Origin of the sequence: Actinophytocola oryzae (assembly GCF_004364325.1) — a bacterium.
GTDB lineage: Bacteria > Actinomycetota > Actinomycetes > Mycobacteriales > Pseudonocardiaceae > Actinophytocola > Actinophytocola oryzae.
In genome coordinates, this window is the sequence record NZ_SOCP01000017.1 from 104,463 (window position 1) to 128,174 (window position 23,712).

Sequence of the window (23,712 nt, forward strand, 5' to 3'; positions counted from 1 at the left end):
TCACGCGTCCCGGATCGGCGGCAGCCGTTACGTGTCCGGGTCGGTGTGGGTGCCGTCGCGGACGGTGCCCACGTACTCCTCCACCAGGTCCTCCAGCGCGACCACGCCGAGCACCGTGCGGTCCGCCGAGACGGCCTTGGCCACGTGGCTGCGGGCCCGGCGGAGCGCGGCGAGCGCCTCATCGAGCCGCGAGTCGGCCGGGATCTCCGGCAGGCCGCGGACCCGGTGGTACGGCACCGGCGTCGACCGCGCCTGGTCCGCCTGGTCCAGCACGTCCTTGACGTGCAGGTACCCGTTCAGCCGCCCGTCGGGCATGCGTACCGGGAAGCGGGAGAAGCCGGTCCGGTTGACCGCCTCCTCCATGTCGCCCACGGTCGGCGGGTGCGGCACGGTCTCGACCTCGTCGAGTGGCACCAGCACGTCCGCGACCGTCCGGTCCGCCGACGACAGCGTCTGCGCGAGCCTGCGGTGCTCCGCCTGGTCGAGCAGGCCCTCACGCCGCGACTCCGCGATCATGTTGGCCAGCTCCTCCGGCGTGTGCGCGCTCTCGATCTCGTCCTTGGGCTCGACCTTCAGCAGGTGCAGCACGGCGTTGGCCACCGCGTTGAGCAGGGAGATCACGGGCCGGACCAGCCGGACCCAGCCGATCAGCACCGGCGTCAGCCACACCGCGGTCTTCTCCGGCGCGGCGATCGCGATGTTCTTGGTGACCATCTCGCCGAGCACGATGTGCAGGATCGACACGATCACCAGCGCGATCGCGAAGGCCAGCGTGTGCATCACCGCGGTGGGCAGCTCCAGCGGACCGAGCAGCACCTTGAGGAAGTGCGCCACCGTCGGCTCCCCGAGTGCACCCAGACCGATCGTGCACAGCGTGATGCCCAGCTGTGCGCCGGCCATCATCACCGACGTGTGCTGGGCCGCGCGCATCACCATCCGCGCCCGGTCGACACCTCGCTCGGCCATCGCCTCCAGCCGGTCGCGTCGCGCACTGACCAGAGCGAACTCCGCGCCGACGAAGAACGCGTTGAGCACGAGCAAAAAGACCGCGACAAGGATCGCGCTTCCCCCCGTCATGATGCTCCCTCGCCTGGCGCCGCCCCACCCCGCCCGACGCTACCTCCATGGCAACGAACGAGCTGCATGTCTTGCTCCCCGGGGCCCGCACGAAAGTCCCGTTCGTGCGTCGGGCCCGAACGAAGGGGACTTTCGTGCGGCCGGAGTCCGTGGGCTCCCCTCATCGCGCGGCCACCTCCTCGCGGTCCGTCTTCTGTTCCGCGTCGGGGATCCTGGCCACCCGCAGCTCCGCCACGCGGTGGCGGTCCATGGCCATCACCGTGACCCGCCAGCCGTCGACCCGCACCTCGTCGTTGACCTCCGGGATCCGGCCGAGGCGTGCGAGCACCAGGCCGGCGAGCGTCTCGTAGTCGCCCTCCGGCATGCGGAAGCCGGTCGCGTCGGCCAGCTCGTCGTCGCGCAGCAGGCCGGACACCATCCAGCTGTCCCGGCCGAGCGGGCGGACCGGGTTGATCTCGCCTCGGTCGTGTTCGTCGCGCACGTCCCCGACGATCTCCTCGACCAGGTCCTCCAGCGTCACCAGCCCCGCGGTGCCGCCGTACTCGTCGACGACGACGGCCAGCTGTAAACCGGACTCCCGCAGCCGGTCGAGCAGCGTGTCACCGTCCAGGCTCTCCGGCACGGTCTGCACCTGCTGCATCAGCTCGCTCACCGGCGACAGCGCGCGCTTGTCGACCGGCACGCTGAACGCCTGCTTGACGTGCACGACCCCGCGCACGTCGTCCAGGTCGCCCTCGTGCACCGGGAACCGCGAGTAGCCGGTGCGGCGTGACAGCTCGATCAGGTCGAGCACGGTCGCGTCCGTCGGCAGCGACTCCACCTGCACGCGTGGCGTCATCAGCTCGTCGGCCGACCGGTCGCCGAACCGCAGCGAGCGGTCGAGCAGCGTGGCCGTGCCGGGGTCGATGGTGCCGCGTTCGGCACTCGTCCGAACCAGCGAACCAAGCTCCTGGGGCGAGCGGGCCGACGCCAGCTCGTCGGCGGGCTCGACACCGAGCCTGCGCACCAGCCAGTTGGCCCAGCTGTTCAGCGCGTTGATGAACCAGCTCAGCGCGGTCGAGAACCGCGTCTGCGCACCGGCGACCGCCCGCGCGGTGGCCATCGGTTTGGAGATCGCGATGTTCTTCGGCACCAGCTCGCCGAACAGCATCGAGATGACGTTCGCGAGGACCAGCGCCAGCACGAGCGCCACCCCGACGGCGACGCCGTGGGGCAGGTCGACCGCGTCGAGCACCGGCTCGAGCCAGCCCGCGATGATCGGTTCGGCGAGGTAGCCCATGGTCAGCGTGGTGATCGTGATGCCGACCTGGGCGCCGGAGAGCTGGAAGGACAGCGACTGGTGCGCCTTGGCGACGTGCTTGGCGCGTGCGTCGCCGACCGTGCGCAGCTGGTGTTCGACCTGGCTGCGCTCCAGCGCGGTCAGGGAGAACTCGGCCGCGACGAAGATCGCCGTGCCGAAGGTGAGTGCGATGACGGCGAGGACGCCGAGGAGATCCAGCAGTAATCCGGTCACCGGTGTTCACCGCCGGGAACCGGGTTCGTATGGCAGCCGGGTTCGCCCGGCTCGGTACTGTCGCTGGGGGACTGTGCTTCGGGCACGGTGACAGGTCACTCCTATGTCTGTAGGGATAGTGACCAGTGTAAAGGCGGATCGAGGCTTACGGCCTACGGCCGAGTAACGCGACCAGTCGGGCGGGGGCCGGGGCGTCGTCCGGCACCGGCACGGGCTCGGCGAACATGCCGGTGCCCGACCACGCGGCCACCTGCGGCTCGATGTGGGCGAGCAGCGTGGTGGCCAGCTCGTCCGGGATGCCGGCGTCGGCGCCGAGGGCCGTGGCGAGGTCCCAGCCGTGCACCGCGAGGTCGGTGGTCATCTGCCAGCCGTACTCCTCGACGCGTTCGTCGCCGTAGCTCAGGGCCACCGTCCCCTCGGTGGCGCCCGGCGCCAGCCACGCGGCCCGCGCGGTGCTGCTGGCCTCCTGCCAGTGGCCGATCGGGTCGTCGTGCAGCTGGTCGCCGTCGAACTTGTCGCCGACGTCCGCGACCGTGTGGCCCGCCAGCATGTCCGGCACCCACAGCTGTTCGACCACGATGTGGTTGACGAGTTCGCGCACGGTCCAGTCCGTACACGGCGTCGGTGAGTCCCAGTCGGTCAGCCCGACCTTGTGCATCGCGCGGTCGAACACGTCCATGGCCTGGCCGTGTGCGTCGAGTAGTTCCATGCGTCCAAGGCTAGGACGGACCACCGACAGCCCGCCGGACGGAGGCCTCTACCAGGTCCAGTACCGGTTCCAGGTCGTCCGCCGGCAGTCCCATCGCGAGGTGTGAGACGAGACCCTCGAGCACCAGCTCCAGGTACGCGGTGAGCACGTCGACGTCCACGTCGTCGCGCAGGTTGCCCGCCTCACGCTGGCGGAGCAGCCTGGCCCGGGTGGCGAGCGTCAGGTTGCGGGACCGCTCCGCCCACCGCTCCCGGAACTCCGGGTCGGTGCGCAGCCGTCTGGACAGCTCCAGGCGGCTGCCGAGCCAGTCCGCGCCGTCCTGGGTGGCGAGCAGGTCACGCATGACCTGCACCAGGCCCTCCTTGGCGACCACGTCCGCCATACGCAGCGCGTCGTCCTCGGCGAGTGCGAGGAAGAGGGACTCCTTGTCCCGGAAGTGGTGGAAGATGGCACCCCGGGAGAGCCCGGTGCCCTCCTCGAGCCGGCGCACCGTGGCGCCCTCGTAGCCGTAACGGGCGAAACACACCCGGGCCCCGTCGAGGATCTGGTGGCGGCGAGCGTCGAGATGATCCTGGCTGACCCGTGGCACCCGATCGATAGTGGCAGTCCCGTCCGGCCAATGCAATCCGTACGTACGTCTTCCTGCTCGCCGTCGTACCCACACCCGCACGACACGAAATTGTCGGTGGCCGCGTGTAGCGTCGGTTTCAGTTCGAGATGGAGGTGTGCACACCATGACCGCTATTCAAGATCCGCTGGTCAGAGGCCCTGATCGGCGGTGGTTGCGTGACCGCGTGGAGGCCGAGGCATATGTCGCGTCCGTCTGTTTCAAGCACGGTCCGCCCAAACTACACGGCGTCGAGCTGGAGTGGACCGTCCACCACGAGGAGGATCCACGGCGGCCGCTGGACGCCTCCCGTCTGGCCGCCGCTCTCGGTTCGTACGCCCCCGGGACGCTCGTCGAAGAGAGTCCCCAGCTTCCACTACCGTCAGGTTCGCCGGTCACGGTCGAACCCGGTGGGCAGGTAGAGATCTCCTCCCTCCCACAGACTTCCCTCGCCGAACTGTTCGATGTGGTCACCGCGGACCACGCCTTCCTCACCGAGATGCTCGGCGACGCCGGGCTGGTGCTCGGCGATCGGGGGATCGACCAGCACCGGTCTCCGGCCAGGGTTCTCGACACTCCCCGCTACGCGGCGATGGAGCACGTCTTCGAGTCCATCGGACCGCACGGGATCACGATGATGTGCTGCACCGCCGGTCTGCAGGTGTGCCTCGACGTCGGCGAGTCCCACACGTTCGCGAACCGGTGGGCCGCGGTGTGCGCACTGGGCCCGGTGCTGGTCGCGGCGTTCGCCAACTCGCCGACGCTGGCCGGCAGGCCGACCGGCTGGGCGTCGGCCCGCATGCGTGCGGTCCTGGGCACGGATCCGCCGAGGTCGCTGCCGTCCGCGATCGTCGACGACCCGGCGCAGGCGTGGGCCCGCCGCGTGCTGGACACGCCCGTCCTGTGCGTGCGTGGCGACGGGAAGCGCTGGGAGACGCCGGTCGGGCTGACGTTCGCCGACTGGGTGGCAGGCGGCTTGCCCACCCGTCCCACAACGGACGACCTCGACTACCACATCTCGACGATGTTCCCGCCCGTGCGGCCGCACGGGTACCTGGAGGTGCGTTATCTCGACGCGCAGCCGGGCAGCGGCTGGGTCACCCCGACCACGCTGCTCGCCGCGCTGATGTCGGACCAGAGCACGGTCGACGCCGTGCTGGAGGCCTGCCTGCCGGTCGGCGACCGGTGGCTGCCCGCCGCGCGGGACGGCCTCGCCGACCCCGCGATCGCGGCCGCGGCCCGCACCGTGCTGACGCTGGGCGCCGAGGCGGTGCCGGGCATGGGTCTGCCCGCCGACCTCACCGCGGCGATCGTCGCCGAGCTCGACCAACTCATCGTGAGGAGTACGTCATGAGCATCGCCGAGAGGGGGACCGAGGCACTGCGCGAGCACGTGGCCACGCAGCTGCGCCGGGCCAGGGAGCGGAGTGTGGTGCTGACCGACGCCGTCGACGACGACGACCTCGTGCGCCAGCACTCGAAGCTGATGTCCCCGCTGGTGTGGGACCTCGCGCACATCGGCAACCAGGAGGAGCTCTGGCTGGTCCGCGACGTCGGCGGTCGCGAGCCGGTCCGCGAGGACATCGACAACCTCTACGACGCCTTCCAGCACCCGCGTGCCGACCGGCCCGCCCTGCCGCTGCTGGACCCCGCGCAGGCCCGCGGGTACGTCCGCGAGGTGCGGGACAAGGTGTTCGACGTGCTGGAAGGCAGCAGGCTGGAGGGGCGGCGGCTGGAGACGGACGGGTTCGCCTTCGGCATGATCGTCCAGCACGAACAGCAGCACGACGAGACCATGCTGGCCACCCACCAGCTGCGCAGGGGTGCCCCGGTGCTGCACGCACCGGCACCGCCGGCCGGACGTCCGCTGCCGGTCGCCGAGGTCCTCGTGCCCGAGGGGCCGTTCGCCATGGGCACGTCGATCGAGGCGTGGGCGCTGGACAACGAGCGGCCCGCGCACGACGTGCACGTGGACGCGTTCTTCATCGACACCGCGCCGGTGACGAACGCCGCGTACGAGGCGTTCATCGCCGCGGGTGGCTACGACGACCCACGCTGGTGGTCCGAGGTGGGCTGGGCCTACCGGGTGAAGGCCGACCTGACCGCGCCGAGGTTCTGGGTGCGGGACGGGGCTGGGTGGTTACGCGACCGGTTCGGGCACGTCGAGCCGATCCCGCCGGACGAGCCGGTCGTGCACGTGTGCTTCCACGAGGCACTCGCGTACGCGACGTGGGCGGGCAGACGGCTGCCCACCGAGGCGGAGTGGGAGAAGGCGGCCCGCTTCGACCCGGCGACCGGCCGGTCGCGGCGGTTCCCCTGGGGCGACGAGGATCCCGGCCCCGAGCACGCGAACCTGGGGCAGCGGCACCTGTCGCCGGCCCCGGTCGGCGCGTACCCGGCGGGCGCCTCGCCGCTTGGCGTGCACCAGCTGGTCGGCGACGTGTGGGAGTGGCTGGACAGCGACTTCCACGGCTACCCGGGCTTCGAGGCGTTTCCCTACCGGGAGTACTCCGAGGTCTTCTTCGGTGGCGACTACAAGATGCTGCGGGGTGGCTCGTTCGGGACCGACCCCGCGGCGGTTCGCGCGACGTTCCGTAACTGGGATCACCCGATCCGGCGGCAGATCTTTGCCGGGTTCCGGTGTGCCAGGGACGCACGTGCCGAGGAGCTGGCCTGAGCCGTGTGCCGGCATCTGGCCTACGTCGGCGAGCCCGTGCGGCTCGCCGACCTGCTGCTGACGCCGCCGCACTCGTTGCTGCGGCAGTCGTGGGCGCCGTGTGACATGCGTGGTGGCGGCACGGTCAACGCGGACGGCTTCGGGATCGGTTGGTACGCGGGCGATCCCGAACCCGTCCGGCTGCGGCGTACGAGTCCGATGTGGACGGACGCGGCACTGCCGGGACTGGCCACGTCGGTCAGCTCCGGCGGGGTGCTCGCGGCCGTCCGATCGGCCACCGTCGGCATGCCCGTGGTGGAGACCGCGTGCGCGCCGTTCACCGGGGGCCCGTGGCTGTTCAGCCACAACGGACTGGTGCGGGGCTGGCCGTCGTCGATGGCCGGGCTCGCCGGGCGGCTGCCGGTGACCGACCTGCTGACGATGGACGCGCCGACGGACTCGGCGCTGCTGTGGGCGCTGCTGCGTGCGTCGCTCTCCGACGGGGTGCCGCCGGCCAAGGCGGTGGCCTCGGTGGTGACCGAGGTCGCCGCGGCGGCACCCGGCTCGCGGCTGAACCTGTTGCTCACCAATGGTTCGACGATCGTCGGCACCGCGTGGACGCACGCGCTGTGGGTGCGTGCGCTGCCCGGTGCCGTGGTGGTGGCGTCCGAACCGTACGACGAAGACCCGGGCTGGCGAGAGGTCCCCGACGGGCATCTCGTGACGGCCACACCGTCCCTCGTGGACATGACCCGACTGGGAGAACCATGACCGACCTGACCGTCTACCTGACCCGGGACGACATCGTCCGGGGGCTGCGGTCGGACGTGCTGACCGGCCTGACGGCGACACCGAAAACGCTGCCGCCCAAGTGGTTCTACGACGCGCGGGGAAGTGAGCTGTTCGAGGCGATCACCCGGCTGGCCGAGTACTACCCGACCCGCGCGGAACGGGAGGTACTCGCCGACCGCGCGGACGAGATCGCGGCCCTCACCGGGGCACACACGCTGGTGGAGCTGGGTTCCGGCTCGTCGGAGAAGACCCACCTGCTGCTGGACGCGTTGCGGCGCGGAAGGACGCTGCGCGAGATCGTGGCGTTGGACGTGTCGGACGCGGCACTCGAGTCCTCTGTGGCACTGCTGCGTGAGGAGTACGCCCCGGCGGTCGTCCACGGCGTGGTCGGCGACTTCACCCAGCACCTGGCGCTGCTGCCGGGCGGTGCGCCCCGCATGGTGGTGTTCCTCGGCGGCACGATCGGCAACCTGGTGCCCGCCGAACGCGCGAAGTTCCTGTCCGCGCTGCGCGACAACCTGCAGACGGGGGAGTGGCTGCTGCTCGGCACGGACCTCGTGAAGGACCCGCGCACCCTCGTCGAGGCCTACGACGACGCGTCCGGCGTGACCGCGGAGTTCAACCGCAACGTGCTGCACGTGCTGAACCGCGAGTTGGACGCGGACTTCGACGTGCCCGCGTTCGAGCACGTGGGGCACTGGGACGAGACGGAGGAGTGGATCGAGATGCGCCTGCGTGCCACGCGGGCCATGGACGTGCACCTCCGGGGCGTCGACCTGACCGTGAGCTTCGCGGCGGGCGAGGAGATGCGTACGGAGGTCTCGTCGAAGTTCCGGCCGGTCCGCGTGGCGAACGAGCTTGCCGAGGCCGGTTTCACCCTGTCCAAATGGTGGACCGACCGGGCGGGCCGCTTCGGCGTGTCCCTTTCCCAGGCGACGACCTAGCGGAGCCCTACTTTCGGGCTTGACCGAACGAGCTAGCCGATACGACCGATTTGCCTCTATCGAAGTGCACCACATCGTGTGACTCTGGCGACTGGTGCAGTGACGAAGCGTCACGCCAGGTCGGGAGAAGGGCATTGTCGTGTCCGCAAGACTCACACGTTCGGTTGCCACAGTGATGCTCGCCCTCGCGACGGGGGCGGTCGGCGTGGTCGCGCCCACCGCCTCCGCCGCGCCCGAGGCCGCGTCCGCCAAGGCCCCCGCGCCCGTCACCTGGCACCAGTGCGCGCCCGGTGACCTCGCTGGGGTGCCCGCCGCGGAGCTTCCGCAGTACAGCTGCGCCGACTACGCGGTGCCCCTGAACCACGACAGGCCCAACCAGGGCACGATCAACATCGCGATGATGCGGCGCGCCGCCGACGACCAGGCCGCGCGGATCGGGTCCCTGTTCATCAACCCCGGCGGACCGGGTGGCAGTGGGTTCGCCCTGCCGAAGTCCGGGCGCGCCATCTTCGAGCCGCAGGTGCTCGACCGGTTCGACCTGATCGGCTTCGACCCGCGCGGTGTCGCGCGCAGCACCCCGCTGCGCTGCTTCGCCACGGAGGAGGACGCCGACCAGGTCTTCGGCCGCATGGCCCCGCTGCCGGTCACCGCGCAGGAGGAGAGGACCACGCTGCGGGCGATCAAGGACTACGGCCAGTTCTGCGCACGTTTCGCGGGACCGCTGCTGGAGCACATGGCGACCAAGGACGTGGCCCGCGACCTCGACGTCATGCGCCAGGCCGTCGGCGACGCGAAGCTGAATTACGTCGGGTTCTCCTACGGCACACTGCTCGGCGCGACCTACGTCAACATGTTCCCGAACAGGACCCGCGCCATCATCCTCGACGGCAACGTCGACCCGACGCTGCGCCTGCTCGACGGCGTCGAGTACGACCGCCAGCGCACCGGCGGCTTCGAGATCGCCCTCGACGGGTTCCTGTCCAGGTGCGACTCGGCGGGCGCGGGCTGCTCCTTCGGCGGCGGCGCGCGCCACAAGTACGACTCGCTGCGCAACTACCTGCGCCACCAGGGCCCGATCACGCTGTCCGACGGCACGGTCGTCGACGAGGCCGCGATGACGGGCACCGTGGCGAGCGCGCTGTACTCGCCGTCGGTGTTCACACAGCTCGCCGACCTGCTGCAGGAGCTGTGGGCCGCGATCAGCCCGAGCGCCGAGGCGGCCCGGTCGGCCCCGGCGGCCACCGGCGCGACCCTGCGGACGCTCCAGGCTGCGGGCAGGCCGCGGGCCGACCTCCTGCCGGACACGCCCTACACGAGCGACGACTCGTACCTGGCCGTGAACTGTGCGGACAAGCCGTTCGACAACCGCCCGTCGGAGGTCCCCGCGATCGCCGACCGATGGGAGCGGCAGATGCCCGACTTCGGGCGCTACCAGGCGTGGTCCGACCCGGCGCTGTGCCCGTCGTGGCCGGTCAAGGACGCGGACGCGTTCCGGGGCCCGTGGAACCGGCGGACCGACAACCCGGTGCTCGTGTTCGGCAACTACTACGACCCGGCCACGCAGTACGAGTTCGCGAAGCGCATGTCCAGGCAGCTCGGCAACGCACGGCTGGTCAGCGTCGACTCGTTCGGCCACTGCATCCTCGGCGACAGCTCGTGCACCGACGTGATCGCGGCCGACTTCCTGGTCGACCTCGAGGTCCCGGGCCCCGGCACCGTGTGCCACCCGGACGTCCAGCCGTTCCCGGCACCGCCGCCCGCACGGACCAGCTGACGTGGGAGCCGGTCGGTCCTCGGGCCGACCGGCCTCTCTCGTCCCGAAAACGGCAGGTCAGACACCTTCCCGCGCGAAAGTCCCTTTCGTGCGGCCCACCCGAGCGGTTTTGTCGGTGCCTCCCGGCAGAGTGCACCCCATGACAACTATCGACCAGGTCACCTGGCTTGAGCTCGACTTCGACGGACCCTTCGACCTGACGGCGAGCGCTCGTTTCCTCGAGGGCTTCGCCCCCGCGGCGCGTGCCGACGCCGCCACCCAGCCCGGCGAGCTACGCCTCGCGTTCCCCGTCGCGCCCAGCTGGCGGCCAGTCGGCGTGCTGGTGCGACAACCCGTGCCCGGCGGGCCCCTGCGGGTGGCTGTCCGGGCGGCTCCCGACGACGTGGACGACACGGTGGCCGCGGTGCGGCGCATCCTGTCGATCGACGTGTCCGGCGACGGCTTCCTCGACGTCGGCGCCCGCGACCCCGTGGTGGGTGAGCTGCAGAGACGCTATCCGGGCCTGCGCCCGGTGGCGTTCTACTCGCCGTACGAGGCGGCCTGCTACGCGATCATCGGGCACCGCATCCGCATGACGCAGGCCGCGACCATCAAGTACCAGCTGTCGACGCGTCTCGGCGAGCCGGTGGAGGTGCACGGCACGACCCTGCCGACGTTCCCGGCGCCGGCGGTGCTCCGGTCGCAGCCACACGTGCCCATGGTGAGCGAGCTGAAGAGCGACCGGCTGAAGGCGATCGCCGAGGCGGCGCTGGACGGGCGGCTCGACGCGGCGGAGCTGAGATCACTGCCGGTCAAGGAGGCGCTGGCCCGCCTCAAACAGCTCCCCGGCATCGGCGACTTCTCCGCGGAGCTGGTGTTGATGCGCGGGGCGGCCCACCCGGACGGGTTCCCCGTGGCGGAAACCCGTCTGCATGAGGAGATGCGTCGCGCCTACCACGCCGCGACGAGGAGCGACCTCGAGCAGGTGGCCGAGGAATGGGCGCCGTTCCGCACGTGGGTCGCGCTGCTGATGAGGGTCCGCAGAGAGGAGGAGACGGGGGAGATCGCCTCGGGCCGGCGGCCTGATCGCTGAGCGGTGTGAGTACGCCGTCGACCGCTCTGACCCGAGTGGGCCGGCCTTCCACGATGGTCGTCCGGACGCGGTGGCGCTGACGCGGCAGCGCCACCGACCGGAACCTCCACCCGGACACCGCTCGGGTCGATGTCGCCCGCCCGGTGCCCGGAGGCGCCGGTCGACGCACTCGGGCAGGCACGGTGTGCCGGAAGTGGACGGCGCCGGAAACCGACATTGGCGGGAGGCGACATTGGCGGGAGGCGACGGTGGCGGAAGCGGACCGTGCCGGGAGTGGACTATGCCGGAAGCCGACCGTGGCAGGAGGTGACGGTGCCAGGAGGTGACGGTGCCGGCGGCCTGTGAGTGGCCGCCGGCACCGGGGAAAGGAGGGAGCTGTCAGCTGTTGACCATCTTGCGCAGCACGTACTGCATGATGCCGCCGTTGCGGTAGTAGTCGGCCTCGCCCGGGGTGTCGATGCGGACCACCGCGTCGAACTCCTTGGTGGAGCCGTCCTCGTGGGTCGTGGTGACCTTGACCGTGCGGGGGGTCCTGCCCTCGTTGAGCTCGGTCACGCCCGCGACGGAGAAGGTCTCCGTGCCGTCGAGGCCCAGTGACGACGCGGTCTCGCCCTGCGGGAACTGCAGCGGCAGCACGCCCATGCCGATGAGGTTCGAGCGGTGGATCCGTTCGAACGACTCCGCTATGACCACACGAACACCCAGAAGGGAGGTGCCCTTGGCGGCCCAGTCACGGGACGAGCCGGATCCGTACTCCTTGCCGGCCAGCACGACCAGCGGCACACCGGCCTCCGCGTAGGCCACTGACGCGTCGTAGATCGTGGTCTGCTCGCCGCCCGCGAGGAAGTCGCGGGTGAAGCCGCCCTGCACGTCGTCCAGCAGGAGGTTGCGCAGGCGGATGTTCGCGAACGTGCCCCGGATCATCACCTCGTGGTTGCCGCGGCGGGAACCGTAGGAGTTGAAGTCCTTGCGCTCCACGCCGTGCTCGGTCAGGTACTTCCCGGCCGGGGAGTCCTGCTTGATGGCACCCGCGGGGGAGATGTGGTCGGTGGTCACGGAGTCGCCCAGCATGGCGAGCACGCGTGCGCCGTCGATGTCGGTGACCGGCGACGGCTCCTGTGCCATGCCCTCGAAGTACGGGGGCTTGCGCACGTAGGTGGAGTCGGCGGCCCACTCGAAGGTGTCGCCGGAGGGCGTGGGCAGCGACTGCCAGCGCTCGTCGCCCGCGAACACGTCCGCGTAGTCCTTCGTGAACATCTCGGAGGAGATGGCCGACGCGACGACCTCCTGGATCTCCTGCGGCGACGGCCAGATGTCGGCGAGGTAGACCGGCTCTCCGTCGCTGCCGGTGCCGATCGGCTCCGTCGTGATGTCCTTGTCCATCGACCCGGCCAGCGCGTACGCCACCACCAGGGGCGGGGACGCGAGGTAGTTCATCTTGATGTCCGGGTTGATCCGGCCCTCGAAGTTGCGGTTGCCGGACAGCACGGACACCACGGCGAGGTCGGACTCGTTGACGGCAGCGGAGATCTCGTCCTGCAGCGGGCCGGAGTTGCCGATGCAGGTGGTGCAGCCGTAGCCGACCAGGTGGAAGCCCAGCTTCTCCAGGTACGGCAGCAGGCCCGCGCGGTCGTAGTAGTCCATGACCACCTTCGAGCCGGGCGCCAGCGTCGTCTTCACCCACGGCTTGCGGGACAGGCCCTTCTCGACGGCCTTCTTCGCGAGCAGGGCCGCGCCGATCATGACCGACGGGTTGGACGTGTTGGTGCACGACGTGATCGCCGCGATGGCCACGGCGCCGTGGTCGATCTCGAAGGTCGCCCCGTCGAGGGTCACGGTCGTCGGCTTGCTCGGCCTGCCCTCCGCGCCCTCGGCCGCGGTGTAGTGGACGGGCTTGCCGTCGCCGTTGCCCTCGGAGACCGCGGGGGCGTCGGAGGCGGGGAAGGTCTCCTTGCCCGCCTCGTCCACCGGCGAGTGCGGGGCGTCGGAGGTGTACGAGCCGAGCGCGCCGCGGAACGCGGGCTTGGCGTCGGACAGGGCGATCCGGTCCTGCGGGCGCTTCGGGCCCGCGATGGACGGGACGACGCTGGACAGGTCGAGCGTCAGCGTCTCGGAGTAGACCGGCTCGACCCCCGCGTCGTGCCAGAGGCCCTGCTCCTTGGCGTACGCCTCGACGAGCGCGACCTGCTCGGCCGAGCGGCCGGTGAACCTGAGGTAGTCGACGGTCTCGCCGTCGATCGGGAAGATCGCGCAGGTAGAGCCGAACTCGGGGCTCATGTTGCCGATCGTGGCGCGGTTCGCGAGCGGCACGGCCGACACGCCCGCGCCGTAGAATTCGACGAACTTGCCGACGACGCCGTGCTCACGCAGCATCTCGGTGATCGTCAGCACCAGGTCGGTCGCGGTGGCGCCCGCGGGCAGCTCACCGTCGAGCTTGAAGCCGACGACGCGCGGGATGAGCATCGACACCGGCTGGCCGAGCATCGCGGCCTCCGCCTCGATGCCGCCGACGCCCCAGCCGAGCACGCCGAGGCCGTTGACCATGGTGGTGTGGCTGTCGGTGCCGACCAGCGTGTCCGGGTAGGCCTGGCCGCCCCGGGTCATCACGACGCGGGCGAGGTGCTCGATGTTGACCTGGTGCACGATGCCGGTGCCCGGCGGCACGACCTTGAACTCGTCGAACGCGCTCTGGCCCCACCGCAGGAACTGGTAGCGCTCCCTGTTGCGCTCGTACTCGAAGTCGACGTTGCGCTCGAAGGCGTCGGGGCGGCCGAAGATGTCCGCGATCACCGAGTGGTCGATGACCAGCTCGGCAGGCGCGAGCGGGTTGACCTTGCCGGGGTCGCCGCCCAGCGCGGTGATGGCCTCGCGCATGGTCGCGAGGTCGACCACGCACGGCACGCCCGTGAAGTCCTGCATGACCACGCGGCCCGGGGTGAACTGGATCTCCGTCGACGGCTCGGCCTCGGGGTCCCAGTCGGCGAGCGCGTTGACGTGGTCGGCGGTGATGTTCGTGCCGTCCTCGGTGCGCAGGAGGTTCTCCAGCAGGATCTTCAGGCTGTAGGGGAGGCGTTCCGAGCCCTTGACGGCGTCGAGCCGGAACACCTCGTGCGAGGCGTCGCCGACGGTCAGCGACTGTCGTGCGCCGAAGGTGTCCTTACTTGCTGGTGCGGTCACGTCCATCTCCATTGGCCTGTGGTGGTCTTCTGGGAACGTCCTCTCGACGCAAACAGTACGCTTGTCCTGTATTCGACGCCAAGGGAGGGTCAGCCACCATGCTGCACCACGTACAGATAGCCGCACCGGCCGGCAGTGAAGATCGGCTTCGCGCCTTCTACACGGGGGCCCTCGGCTGGCGGGAGCTGGCGAAACCCCCGCTGCTCGCGGTCCGGGGCGGTTGCTGGTTCCAGGTCCCCGGCAGGGGCGGCCCGGACGCCGAACTGCACGTCGGCATCGAGGAGGACTTCCGCCCGGCGCGCAAGGCGCACCCGGCCTTCGTGGTCGACGTCGACGAGACGGCCGCGAGGGTCGAGGCGGCCGGCCACGAGGTCCGCTGGGCCGACCCGGCGGAGATCCCCGGCCTCAGGCGCTTCCACACGGACGACCCCGTCGGCAATCGACTGGAGTTCCTGGCGGGCTGAGACGCCGAACGGCCCGGCACCTCGGGCGAGGGCCGGGCCGTCCGGGACAGAAGGAGTGATCAGCCGTTGGACACCAGGGCGATGACGTCGTCCGGGGTCAGGTCGGACAGAGCGGTCAGGCCCAGCTCGCTGTAGGTGCGCAGCGGGCTGACGTACCACTTGCCGTCGACCTCGGTCGCGACCACGCCGGTGTTCTTCAGCATGCCGGACGCCAGGTGCGCCAGCGCCTGCTGCATGGCGGGGCTCATGCTGCTGCCGCCGAGCTCGGTGGCGATGTCCTCGGCGCAGAGCTGCTGCTTCTCGCCCTCGCCCTCGGCGCTGTAGCAGTCGCCGTCCTTGGTGACGCGGTAGGTCTGGCCGTCGGCGTTGACCTCGACCGTCTTGAGCATCACGCGCTTGCCGCCGGTCTCCGCGTCGGTCGACTCGGTCTCCAGCTTCGTGACCTGGACACCGGCCGCGGGCGGGTTGCCCATCTCGTCGAGCAGGGCGGGACCCGCGTCGTGCAGCGCGCCCATCTCGTCCGGCGGGAGCAGCTCGATGACGCGCTCGGCGTCGCTGTTGACCGCGGCCTGGACCATCTGCTTGACCGCTTCGTCGGCGGTGGCCGCGCCGTTGTCCGGGATGGACTTGGCAGGCCACTTCTTGCCCGCGTCCTGCAGGGCGTAGTCGGCGATCGTGTAGAAGAGGCTCGGGTACCACTTGTCGTCGACCTTCACGGTCGCGATGCGGATCGGCTCGCCGCCGTTCTTCCTGACCTCGTCGGCGATGTCGATCTTCTCGTCGGTCGGCTTGGAGTTCACCCCGTCCGGGAACGCGGCCTGCATGAAGTCCTCGGTGAGCGGCAGCTCGTTGAAGTCCGAGTGGAAGGCCACGGTGCCGCCGACGAGCTTGGTGATGGTCAGGTGGTCGTTGACCTTCTCCGCGCCCTTCTCGTCGTACTTGAGGTTCGCAGCCTTGATCTCCGCCCCGTGCAGCTGGTTGGGGTCGGCGTCCTTCTTGTAGACGTTCAGCTCCTGGAGCCGCTTGCTCGTCCTCGAGTTGAAGTCGACGAGCAGCGCCGACTCGGCGGGCGTCAGGCTCTCCAGGACACCGAGCACGTCACCCTGGCTGAGGCTGTTGACCAGGTTGGTCGCGGCCTGCGTCGGGTCGTCCTCGCCGCCACTGCCCGCGTCGCTGCGGTTGAGCACGAAGAACGTCGCGGCAACGCCGACGGCCACCACGACCACCGCGGCGATGGCGCCGATGATCGGGCCCTTGCTCTTCTTCTTGGGCGCCTCGCCGAAGCCGCCCGGCACGCCGCCGTACTGCGGCTGCTGCTGCCCGTACTGACCCCCGTACTGCGGCGTCTGTGGCGCCTGGAACCCCTGCGGGCCCGTCTGCGGCTGCTGCGGGAAGCCCTGCGGCCCGGTCTGCGGGTAACCGCCCTGCTGCTGGCCGTACCCCTGCTGGCCGTACCCCTGCTGTGGGTAACCACCCGGCTGGGCCGGGAAAGGGCCACTTCCCGGCTGGTTCGGATCCTGTGGCTGCCACTGGCCGCCAGGTGGATAGGTCACGGTTCCCCTCCTGCGTGTTCGGTCGCTCTTCCGCGCCGCCCTACGAAGACGCCCACGACCCCGGTCAAGGTCAGCACCGCCCCGATCAACGTCGTCGTCGGACCGGTACCGGAGATGCCGAGGCGAACTTCCTCGCCACCGCTTACGACGTTCGCCGCACCGGCGATGGTTCCGCTGATTATCGCGACGACCCCGGAAATCGTTGCGGCCGACCGGCGAAACCCCGCCGCGTAGGCGACCACGCACGCAGTGCTCACCGGGATCAGCAGCGTCCACGCGACGACCACCAGCGCCAACGGGCTGCCGTCGAGCACCCTGGTCGACCGGATGATCGCGATCGACTCGTAGCTGTCGCGCAGCACGGAACCCGAGACCACCCACGGCAGGAACGTGCCGACCGCGACGGTCGCCAACCCGAGCGCGGTCAGCACAGCGCCCGCGAGGCCGGCCCCGGTGTGCGGGCGGGTCGCGTCTCTGGTCAGCACCGGCCCATGGTGGCAGCCCCTCGGACATCGCGGGGGCGGACACCCTCAGTGAGCCTTGCCGTGCCCAAAGGGGTGAAAGTTTCCCCAGAGGTGGATGTGACTCGTGTTGCTGACGGTACGAAAGGTGCGAAGGGTGGGAGAGTGACCTGCCTGAGCCGCAGCTCAGAAGGGTTGTTCGAGGGAGGTTGTGCACCATGGGCGGCACCAGACTTCGGATCGTCGTGGCGTCCCTGTTGCTCAGCACGAGCATGGCCGCGGGCACGGCGGTCGCGGCCCCGCCGCCGCCACCCAACCCGAGTGACGACCAGCTCGGGGCGAGCAGGGCCGATGCGAACACCAGGGCGACCGAGGTCGGGCAGCTCACCAACCAGGTCGCCCAGGCCGAGGCGCAGCTCGACCAGCTCCAGGCCGACGTCGAGCTGAAGATGGAGGACGCCAACCGCGCGCTCGTCGACCTGCAGCTGGCCCAGGACGAGGCCGCCAGGGCCAAGGCGGAGGCCGACGCGGCGAGGGCGGCCGCGGACGGCGCGTCGAAGGACATCACCGACGCCCGCGCGGACGTCGACAGGTTCGCCGCCGCCAGCTACAGGCAGGGCACCGAGATCGGCTCGATGTCCGCCTACATCGGGTCGAAGAACCCGGATGACCTCCTGGCCAGGGCGCAGTTGCTCGCCGCCGTCGGCTCCAGCCAGCTCGACGCGCTGGACGCGATGGAGGTGGCCAGGACCGAGAAGGCCAACAAGGACTCGACCGCCCGCCAGGCGCTCGACGTCGCGAACCAGAAGCAGGCGGCCGCGTCGGCCGCCAAGGACGCCGCCGACGCCGCCACCGCGGTCGCACAGGCGGCGCAGGACAGCCAGGCCGCGGCCACCCAGCAGCTCGAGGCGCGGAAGAGCTCGGCGGAGTCCGCCCTCGCGGCCGCGCAGTCGACCGTGTCCGGGCTGGCCGGCCAGCGGCAGGCGTACCTGAACTGGCTCGCGGCCAGGCAGGCCGAGGACGCGGCGCAGAACCAGCCGCCACCCGGCACCGGCGGGGGACAGCCTTCCGCCGCCGCGCCGCCACCGTCGAGCGGCGGCGCGCAGGCCGTGATCGACCGTGCGATGTCACAGCTGGGCGTGCCCTACGCGTGGGGCGGCGGCAACGCGAGCGGCCCCACCCGCGGCATCCACGACGGCGGTGTCGCCGACGCGCACGGCGACTACGACAAGGTCGGCTTCGACTGCTCCGGCCTGATGATCTACGCGTTCGCGGCGGTCGGCAAACGGTTGCCCCACTACAGCGGCTACCAGGCGACCGCGGGCAGGCGGGTGCCGCTGTCCCAGAAGGCGCCCGGCGACATGCTGTTCTGGGCCACGCAGGGCCACATCCACCACGTCGCCCTCTACATCGGCGGCGACCGGATGGTGGAGGCCCCGTACTCCGGGTCGCACGTGCGTGTCGCCGCCGTCCGGTACGGCGGCATCGTGGGCTACGCGACCAGGCTGCTCTGACCTACCAGGTCGGGTGCGCCGACACGCCGCCGTCGACGACGAGGTTGTGGCCGGTCACCCACGCGGCCAGCGGCGAGGCCAGGAACACGCACGCGTTCGCCACATCGGCGGGCGTGCCGAGGCGGGTCAGCGGCGCGGCGTCCCGCCACCGGCGCACGCCGTCGGGCCAGTCCTCGGCGAGGCCGGGCCGGTCGACGAGACCGGGGGAGACGGCGTTGACGCGGATGCCCCTCGGCCCGTACTCGAGTGCGGCGTTGCGTGCGTGCATGACCAGCGCCGCCTTGGCGGTGCTGTAGTGCGCGTGCCCCGGCGTGGGCTGGGTCGCCTCGATGGAGGCGATGTGGATGACCGAGCCGCCGGTCATGACCTCGGCGGCGGCCTGCGTGCAGGAGAACGCGCTGGTCAGGTTCGTGTCGAGCATGGCGCGCCACCGGGTGACCGGCATCCCGGCCAGTGGCTCCACCGGCTGGATACCCGCGTTGTTGACGAGCGTGTCGAGTTGTCCCGACCACTCGACGACCGCCCGCACCAGCCCGTGGCACGCGTCGTCGGCGGACAGGTCGGCCGCGAAGGCGGCTGCCTTGCCGCCACCGGACTCGATCGCCGCGACCACGTCGTCGGCGGCCTGCCGGTGCGTGTTGCAGTGGACGGCCACGGCACTGCCCGCCTCGGCGAACCGCAGCGCGATGCCGCGGCCGATGCCACCGCCTGCGCCGGTCACGAGCGCCGTCGTGCCGGTCAGGTCGGGCAGGGCGGGGTCACGCATCGGGGTCCTCCGTGAGGTGCGTCGGCGCGTCCGGCCTGCACAGGGCCCGGATGAGGTCGGCCTCGCCGGGGTAGCGGGCGCACAGCGTGTCGGCGTCGCCGCCCTCGTAGTCGGCAGGGACGAAGCCGGGTGCCATTGTCGTGCCGCACAGGGCCCAGCGCCCGCCGTCCGCGACCCGAGCACCCATCCAGGTGCCCGCCGGGACGGTCAGCTGCACGAGGTCCGGCCCGAGCGCCTCGACACGTGCCTGCCCGGACGGGGACAGCAGGAGCATCTCCAGCGGGTCGCCGCGGTAGAAGTGCCACACCTCGTCGATGGGTAACCGGTGCATGGCAGAGAACAGCCCGTCCTCGATGGACAACAGGACCATGATCGCCGACCCCGAGGGCCGTCCGGTCCCGTCGACCGGTCCGGCCCAGGTCCGCCGGAACAGGCCGCCTTCGACAGGCAGGGGCGCGAGCCCGTACCGCGCGGCGATCAGGGCAGGTTCGTCGCTCAACACGGGCAGGAAGCTACTTGGTCGGCAGCGTCCGCACGAAGGAGATGCTCCGCGCCACCCACTCCGCGAGACACGCGTCGTCGTCGACCGCCTCGGCGTCCACCCGCAACCAGCCACGCATCTCGCGGCCACCCATGACCGCCGTGTGGACCTGGTCGCCGAGCAGGTCTGGCACGTCGGCCGGGTCGACGCGGACCAGCAGCCCGCCCTTTCCGCTGGCCGACACCGACATGTTCCCGCCGACGAGGAACGACAGCCCACCGAACATGCGCTTCTCGTCGACGCCCTTCTCGGTGGCGACCAGCTCACGGATGCGGTCGGCCAGCTCGTGGTCGTAGGCCATGGCGGCGATTATCGCGCGGGCGGCCATTCGACGGGGGTGACCACACGCGACACCGCCATGGCCCCGATAATCACCCGCGTGCGTTTCGCCGCGGTGATCGTCGCCGGGGGTGCGGGCAGGCGCCTCTCCGGCATGGACAAGCCCGCCATCGAGGTCGGCGGCCGGTCCCTGCTGGCCCGCGCGGTCGACGCGGTCGCCGACGCGGAGGACGTCGTCGTGGTCGGGCCCGAGCGCCCCCTCGACCGGGCCGTCACCTGGACCAGGGAGGACCCGCCCGGCACCGGTCCGCTCGCCGCCCTCTCGGCGGGACTCGCGGCACTCGGCCCCGCCGACGAGGTGGCGGTCCTGGCCGCGGACCTGCCGAACGTGACGCTCGAGACCGTCCGCCGCCTGCGTGCCGCGCGCGGCGACCACGACGGCGCCGTCCTCGTCGACGCGGGTGGTCACCGGCAGTGGCTGCTCGGCGTCTGGCGCCGCGACGCGCTCCGCGCGGCCATCCCCCCGGACCCGGCGGGCGGCGGCATCGGTCGTGCACTCGGCGGCCTGGCGCTCGTGGAGGTCGCGGCGCAAGCCGGTGAGGCGGACGATGTGGACACTCCGGACGACCTGGCCGGACTCGACCGGTAGTAGTTCACAGCCGTCATACCGCTTGTCCGGTTGCCTGTACCCCGGAGAAGCACAGCTTCACGAGGAGGTTTGTCAGTGACCGAGCCGGCGGAGTCGGTGAACGGATCGGGGAGCGACGCGCCCGTCAGCACGCCGGCCCGGGACGCACAGCTGCTCGAACGCACCGTGTTCGAGGTCAAGCGCGTCATCGTGGGGCAGGACCGGCTGGTCGAGCGCATGCTCGTCGGTCTGCTGTCCAGAGGTCACCTGCTCCTGGAGGGCGTCCCCGGCGTCGCGAAGACGCTGGCCGTCGAGACCTTCGCGAAGGTCGTCGGCGGGTCGTTCACGCGTGTCCAGTTCACCCCCGACCTCGTGCCCGCCGACATCCTGGGCACCAGGATCTACCGGCAGGGCAGCGAGAAGTTCGACGTCGAGCTGGGTCCGGTCGTGGCCAACTTCGTGCTCGCCGACGAGATCAACCGCGCACCCGCGAAGGTGCAGTCGGCGATGCTCGAGGTCATGGCCGAGCGGCACGTGTCGATCGGCGGCGAGACCTTCCCGATGCCCGACCCGTTCCTTGTCCTCGCGACGCAGAACCCGATCGAGAACGAGGGCGTCTACCCGCTGCCCGAGGCCCAGCGCGACCGGTTCCTCTTCAAGATCATCGTCGACTACCCGACGGCGGAGGAGGAGCGCGAGATCGTCTACCGGATGGGCGTGACCGCGCCGGAGCCGCACCAGGTCCTGAGCCCCGCCGAGCTGGTCCGCCTGCAGGAGGTCGCCTCGCGCGTCTTCGTGCACCACGCGCTGGTCGACTACACGGTCCGCGTCGTCCTCGCGACCCGCACACCCGCCGAGCACGGTCTCGCCGACGTCGCGGGCTGGGTGGCCTACGGCGCCTCGCCGCGTGCGAGCCTCGGCATCGTCGCCGCCTCGCGTGCGCTCGCGCTGATCCGCGGGCGTGACTACGTGCTGCCGCAGGACGTCGTGGACGTCGTGCCGGACGTGCTGCGCCACCGTCTCGTGCTGTCCTACGACGCGCTCGCCGACGGCGTGCCGATCGACCACATCGTGTCCCGCGTGCTGCAGACCGTGCCGCTGCCGCAGGTCTCCGCCCGCCCGCAGTCCGGTGGCGTCCAGCCACCGCCAGTCGGGGTGGGCCGCTGACTTGAGCAGGGAGAAGGAGCGGCCGCCCTGGGCGCCTCCGATCCTGCAGGGCGATCGGATGGAGCACGGGCTGCGGCTGCTCGAGCTGGACGTGCGTCGCAGGCTCGACGGGCTCCTGCAGGGCAACCACCTCGGTCTCGTGCCGGGGCCCGGCTCCGAGCCGGGGGAGGCCCGCACCTACCAGCCCGGTGACGACGTGCGCCGCATGGACTGGGCGGTCACCGCGCGCACGACCGTGCCGCACATCCGCGAGACGGTCGCCGACCGCGAGCTGGAGACCTGGCTCGTCGTCGACCTGTCCGCGAGCCTGGACTTCGGCACGGCCGCGTGCGAGAAGCGTGACCTCGTGGTGGCCGCGACGGCCGCCGTCGCGCACCTCACCGGCGGTGGCGGCAACCGCATCGGCGCGATCATCTCCACCGGCGAGAAGATCACCCGCATCCCGGCGCGGGGCGGCCTCGCGCACGCCCGCGGCCTGGTCCGCAAGATGGCCGAGACCCCTCGCGCCGCGGAGGGTGTCCGCGGCGACCTGCGGGAGACGATGGAGCAGCTGCGCCGTCCGCCCCGCCGCAGGGGCCTGGCCGTGGTGATCTCCGACTTCCTCGGCGACATCGACTGGCAGCGTCCGCTGCGTGGCCTGTCCACGCGGCACGAGCTGATCGCCATCGAGGTGGTCGACCCCCGCGACCTCGACCTGCCGGAGGTCGGCACGGTCGTGCTGGCCGACCCGGAGTCCGGGCGGCAGCGCGAGGTGCACGCGTCCGCGCTGCTGCGCAGGGAGTTCGCCGCCGCGGCCGCCGAACACCGGTCGAACGTCGCCTCCGCCATCCGCGGCGCCGGTGGCGGGCACCTGGTGCTGCGCACGGACTCCGACTGGATCGCGGACACCGTACGTTTCGTCGTCGCCCGCAAGCGACGGTGGTCTGGAGGAGGGGTGGCCTGATGTTCGGCCTCAGCTTCCGCAACTTCACGGCGCCGTGGTGGTTCCTGCTGCTCGTCGTGGTCGGCGCGATCATCGCCGGTTACGTCCTGGTGCAGCGCATGCGCCACCGGCGGACCATGCGGTTCACCAACCTGGAGCTGCTCGAGAAGGTCGTGCCCAAGCGGCAGAACTGGATACGGCACATCCCGGCGGTGGTGCTCGTGGTCGCGCTGATGCTGCTGACCACGGCCATGGCGGGCCCGACCGACGAGCAGCGCGTGCCACGCAACCGGGCGACCGTGATGCTGGTGGTCGACGTGTCCCTGTCGATGGAGGCCACCGACGTGCGGCCGACCCGGCTGCGGGCCGCCCAGGACGCCGCGAAGGACTTCGCCACCGGCCTCACCCCGGGCATCAACCTGGGCCTGATCTCCTTCGCGGGCACCGCGAGCGTGATGGTCTCCCCGACCACCGACCGGACGAGCGTCGCGAAGGCCATCGACAACCTGAAGCTCGCCGAGTCCACCGCGACCGGCGAGGCCATCTTCGCGGCACTGCAGTCGATCGAGGGCTTCTCGCAGATCATCGGCGGCGCCGAGGGTGCCCCGCCTGCCCGCATCGTGCTGATGACCGACGGGAAGCAGACCGTCCCGACCGACGACGCCGACGACCCCAGGGGCGCGTTCACCGCCGCCCGCGCCGCCAAGGACGCGAAGATCCCGGTGTCCACGATCTCCTTCGGCACCAGCGACGGCGAGGTCACGATCGACGGCAAGAGCCAGCCGGTGCCGGTCGACGACGAGTCGATGAAGCAGATCGCCGACCTGTCCGGCGGCGAGTTCTACAAGGCGGCCACGGCCGACCAGCTGCACCGGGTGTACGACACGCTGGGTGAGCAGATCGGCTACGAGACCAAGGACGCGGACGCCAGCAAGCCGTGGCTGATGCTGGGCACCCTCGCGGCGCTGGTCGCGGCGGGCAGTGCGCTGCTGATCGGGCAACGGCTGCCGTAGCGCACCTGACCGCGCGGAGCCAGCGGCGACTTCGTCAGTGCTGACGGATAGCCTTTGGACCGGCATGGCCGTCGCACGGGCAAG

22 protein-coding genes are annotated in these 23,712 nt (G+C 71.1%); 12 read left to right on the plus strand and 10 right to left on the minus strand.

What is annotated here, in order from left to right; translation table 11 throughout:
• Positions 1-27: 27 nt before the first annotated feature.
• The 4 genes from CLV71_RS35215 to CLV71_RS35230 all read right to left on the minus strand — a co-directional run bounded on the left by CLV71_RS35215 (position 28) and on the right by CLV71_RS35230 (position 3,888).
• A complete protein-coding gene (locus CLV71_RS35215; RefSeq protein ID WP_133907231.1) occupies positions 28-1,077 on the minus strand; it encodes a hemolysin family protein in 1,050 nt (349 codons plus the stop codon).
• A gap of 160 nt (positions 1,078-1,237) precedes the next feature.
• Complete coding sequence (locus CLV71_RS35220) at positions 1,238-2,590, minus strand: hemolysin family protein (RefSeq protein ID WP_133907232.1); 1,353 nt, start codon at positions 2,588-2,590, stop codon at positions 1,238-1,240.
• Between the two features lie 145 nt (positions 2,591-2,735).
• Positions 2,736-3,299 (minus strand): TIGR03086 family metal-binding protein, encoded by a 564-nt coding sequence (locus CLV71_RS35225; protein ID WP_133907233.1) that lies wholly within the window; start codon positions 3,297-3,299, stop codon positions 2,736-2,738.
• A gap of 10 nt (positions 3,300-3,309) precedes the next feature.
• On the minus strand, positions 3,310-3,888 hold the full coding sequence (locus tag CLV71_RS35230) for a TetR/AcrR family transcriptional regulator (protein WP_133907234.1): 579 nt from the start codon (positions 3,886-3,888) through the stop codon (positions 3,310-3,312).
• Between the two features lie 145 nt (positions 3,889-4,033).
• On the opposite strand from CLV71_RS35230, the gene egtA reads away from it, so the two are divergent.
• The 6 genes from egtA (at position 4,034) to CLV71_RS35260 (ending at position 11,143) form a co-directional block, all read left to right on the plus strand.
• On the plus strand, positions 4,034-5,260 hold the full coding sequence (gene egtA, locus CLV71_RS35235) for an ergothioneine biosynthesis glutamate--cysteine ligase EgtA (protein WP_133907235.1): 1,227 nt from the start codon (positions 4,034-4,036) through the stop codon (positions 5,258-5,260).
• On the plus strand, positions 5,257-6,582 hold the full coding sequence (gene egtB, locus CLV71_RS35240) for an ergothioneine biosynthesis protein EgtB (protein WP_133907236.1): 1,326 nt from the start codon (positions 5,257-5,259) through the stop codon (positions 6,580-6,582). The genes egtA and egtB overlap by 4 nt, the downstream gene beginning before the upstream one ends.
• Before the next feature lie 3 nt (positions 6,583-6,585).
• A complete protein-coding gene (gene egtC, locus CLV71_RS35245) occupies positions 6,586-7,332 on the plus strand; it encodes an ergothioneine biosynthesis protein EgtC (protein ID WP_133907237.1) in 747 nt (248 codons plus the stop codon).
• The gene (gene egtD / locus CLV71_RS35250; protein ID WP_133907238.1) at positions 7,329-8,297 is read left to right on the plus strand and encodes an L-histidine N(alpha)-methyltransferase; all 969 of its coding nucleotides are present in this window, start codon (positions 7,329-7,331) and stop codon (positions 8,295-8,297) included. Before egtC ends, egtD begins: the two co-directional genes overlap by 4 nt.
• Positions 8,298-8,472: 175 nt before the next feature.
• Positions 8,473-10,071, plus strand: a complete 1,599-nt coding sequence (locus CLV71_RS35255) for an alpha/beta hydrolase (protein ID WP_133907333.1) — start codon at positions 8,473-8,475, stop codon at positions 10,069-10,071.
• A gap of 139 nt (positions 10,072-10,210) precedes the next feature.
• Positions 10,211-11,143 (plus strand): DNA-3-methyladenine glycosylase family protein, encoded by a 933-nt coding sequence (locus CLV71_RS35260; protein WP_133907239.1) that lies wholly within the window; start codon positions 10,211-10,213, stop codon positions 11,141-11,143.
• A 378-nt stretch (positions 11,144-11,521) separates the two neighbouring features.
• Here the strand turns inward: CLV71_RS35260 and CLV71_RS35265 are convergent, their stop codons facing one another.
• Positions 11,522-14,320: an aconitate hydratase gene (locus CLV71_RS35265; protein WP_133907240.1), complete on the minus strand. Its 2,799-nt coding sequence runs from the start codon at positions 14,318-14,320 to the stop codon at positions 11,522-11,524.
• 98 nt (positions 14,321-14,418) lie between these two features.
• Here CLV71_RS35265 and CLV71_RS35270 point away from each other — a divergent pair, with 98 nt between their 5' ends.
• Complete coding sequence (locus CLV71_RS35270; RefSeq protein WP_133907241.1) at positions 14,419-14,784, plus strand: VOC family protein; 366 nt, start codon at positions 14,419-14,421, stop codon at positions 14,782-14,784.
• A gap of 59 nt (positions 14,785-14,843) precedes the next feature.
• Here the strand turns inward: CLV71_RS35270 and CLV71_RS35275 are convergent, their stop codons facing one another.
• The gene (locus CLV71_RS35275) at positions 14,844-16,337 is read right to left on the minus strand and encodes a flagellar basal body protein FliL (protein WP_208297903.1); all 1,494 of its coding nucleotides are present in this window, start codon (positions 16,335-16,337) and stop codon (positions 14,844-14,846) included.
• Positions 16,334-16,822: a hypothetical protein gene (locus CLV71_RS35280; protein ID WP_133907242.1), complete on the minus strand. Its 489-nt coding sequence runs from the start codon at positions 16,820-16,822 to the stop codon at positions 16,334-16,336. Before CLV71_RS35280 ends, CLV71_RS35275 begins: the two co-directional genes overlap by 4 nt.
• A gap of 194 nt (positions 16,823-17,016) precedes the next feature.
• On the opposite strand from CLV71_RS35280, the gene CLV71_RS35285 reads away from it, so the two are divergent.
• On the plus strand, positions 17,017-18,312 hold the full coding sequence (locus tag CLV71_RS35285) for an NlpC/P60 family protein (protein WP_133907243.1): 1,296 nt from the start codon (positions 17,017-17,019) through the stop codon (positions 18,310-18,312).
• A 1-nt stretch (position 18,313) separates the two neighbouring features.
• Here the strand turns inward: CLV71_RS35285 and CLV71_RS35290 are convergent, their stop codons facing one another.
• Genes CLV71_RS35290 through CLV71_RS35300 form a run of 3 tightly spaced genes read right to left on the minus strand, consistent with a single transcriptional unit; the run spans position 18,314 to position 19,920 of the window.
• Positions 18,314-19,078 (minus strand): SDR family NAD(P)-dependent oxidoreductase, encoded by a 765-nt coding sequence (locus CLV71_RS35290; RefSeq protein ID WP_133907244.1) that lies wholly within the window; start codon positions 19,076-19,078, stop codon positions 18,314-18,316.
• A complete protein-coding gene (locus CLV71_RS35295) occupies positions 19,071-19,580 on the minus strand; it encodes a cupin domain-containing protein (RefSeq protein WP_133907245.1) in 510 nt (169 codons plus the stop codon). Before CLV71_RS35295 ends, CLV71_RS35290 begins: the two co-directional genes overlap by 8 nt.
• A 10-nt stretch (positions 19,581-19,590) precedes the next feature.
• Positions 19,591-19,920, minus strand: a complete 330-nt coding sequence (locus CLV71_RS35300) for a TfoX/Sxy family protein (RefSeq protein ID WP_133907246.1) — start codon at positions 19,918-19,920, stop codon at positions 19,591-19,593.
• A 78-nt stretch (positions 19,921-19,998) separates the two neighbouring features.
• Between CLV71_RS35300 and mobA the strand changes: the two genes are divergently transcribed.
• The 4 genes from mobA (at position 19,999) to CLV71_RS35320 (ending at position 23,628) form a co-directional block, all read left to right on the plus strand.
• Positions 19,999-20,547: a molybdenum cofactor guanylyltransferase gene (gene mobA, locus CLV71_RS35305; RefSeq protein ID WP_133907334.1), complete on the plus strand. Its 549-nt coding sequence runs from the start codon at positions 19,999-20,001 to the stop codon at positions 20,545-20,547.
• A 75-nt stretch (positions 20,548-20,622) separates the two neighbouring features.
• Positions 20,623-21,693: an AAA family ATPase gene (locus tag CLV71_RS35310; RefSeq protein WP_243867005.1), complete on the plus strand. Its 1,071-nt coding sequence runs from the start codon at positions 20,623-20,625 to the stop codon at positions 21,691-21,693.
• 58 nt (positions 21,694-21,751) lie between these two features.
• A complete protein-coding gene (locus CLV71_RS35315; protein ID WP_133907336.1) occupies positions 21,752-22,636 on the plus strand; it encodes a DUF58 domain-containing protein in 885 nt (294 codons plus the stop codon).
• Positions 22,636-23,628 (plus strand): VWA domain-containing protein, encoded by a 993-nt coding sequence (locus CLV71_RS35320; RefSeq protein WP_133907247.1) that lies wholly within the window; start codon positions 22,636-22,638, stop codon positions 23,626-23,628. Before CLV71_RS35315 ends, CLV71_RS35320 begins: the two co-directional genes overlap by 1 nt.
• Positions 23,629-23,712: the final 84 nt, after the last annotated feature.

Coding starts and splice junctions, on each gene's coding strand:
- CLV71_RS35290 (WP_133907244.1), bottom strand. CDS start 19,078: ATGCGTGACCCCGCCCTGCCCGACCTGACCGGCACGACGGCGCTCGTG.
- CLV71_RS35320 (WP_133907247.1), top strand. CDS start 22,636: ATGTTCGGCCTCAGCTTCCGCAACTTCACGGCGCCGTGGTGGTTCCTG.
- egtB (WP_133907236.1), top strand. CDS start 5,257: ATGAGCATCGCCGAGAGGGGGACCGAGGCACTGCGCGAGCACGTGGCC.
- CLV71_RS35260 (WP_133907239.1), top strand. CDS start 10,211: ATGACAACTATCGACCAGGTCACCTGGCTTGAGCTCGACTTCGACGGA.
- egtA (WP_133907235.1), top strand. CDS start 4,034: ATGACCGCTATTCAAGATCCGCTGGTCAGAGGCCCTGATCGGCGGTGG.
- CLV71_RS35285 (WP_133907243.1), top strand. CDS start 17,017: ATGGGCGGCACCAGACTTCGGATCGTCGTGGCGTCCCTGTTGCTCAGC.
- egtD (WP_133907238.1), top strand. CDS start 7,329: ATGACCGACCTGACCGTCTACCTGACCCGGGACGACATCGTCCGGGGG.
- CLV71_RS35315 (WP_133907336.1), top strand. CDS start 21,752: ATGGAGCACGGGCTGCGGCTGCTCGAGCTGGACGTGCGTCGCAGGCTC.
- CLV71_RS35215 (WP_133907231.1), bottom strand. CDS start 1,077: ATGACGGGGGGAAGCGCGATCCTTGTCGCGGTCTTTTTGCTCGTGCTC.
- CLV71_RS35300 (WP_133907246.1), bottom strand. CDS start 19,920: ATGGCCTACGACCACGAGCTGGCCGACCGCATCCGTGAGCTGGTCGCC.
- CLV71_RS35255 (WP_133907333.1), top strand. CDS start 8,473: ATGCTCGCCCTCGCGACGGGGGCGGTCGGCGTGGTCGCGCCCACCGCC.
- CLV71_RS35270 (WP_133907241.1), top strand. CDS start 14,419: ATGCTGCACCACGTACAGATAGCCGCACCGGCCGGCAGTGAAGATCGG.
- CLV71_RS35225 (WP_133907233.1), bottom strand. CDS start 3,299: ATGGAACTACTCGACGCACACGGCCAGGCCATGGACGTGTTCGACCGC.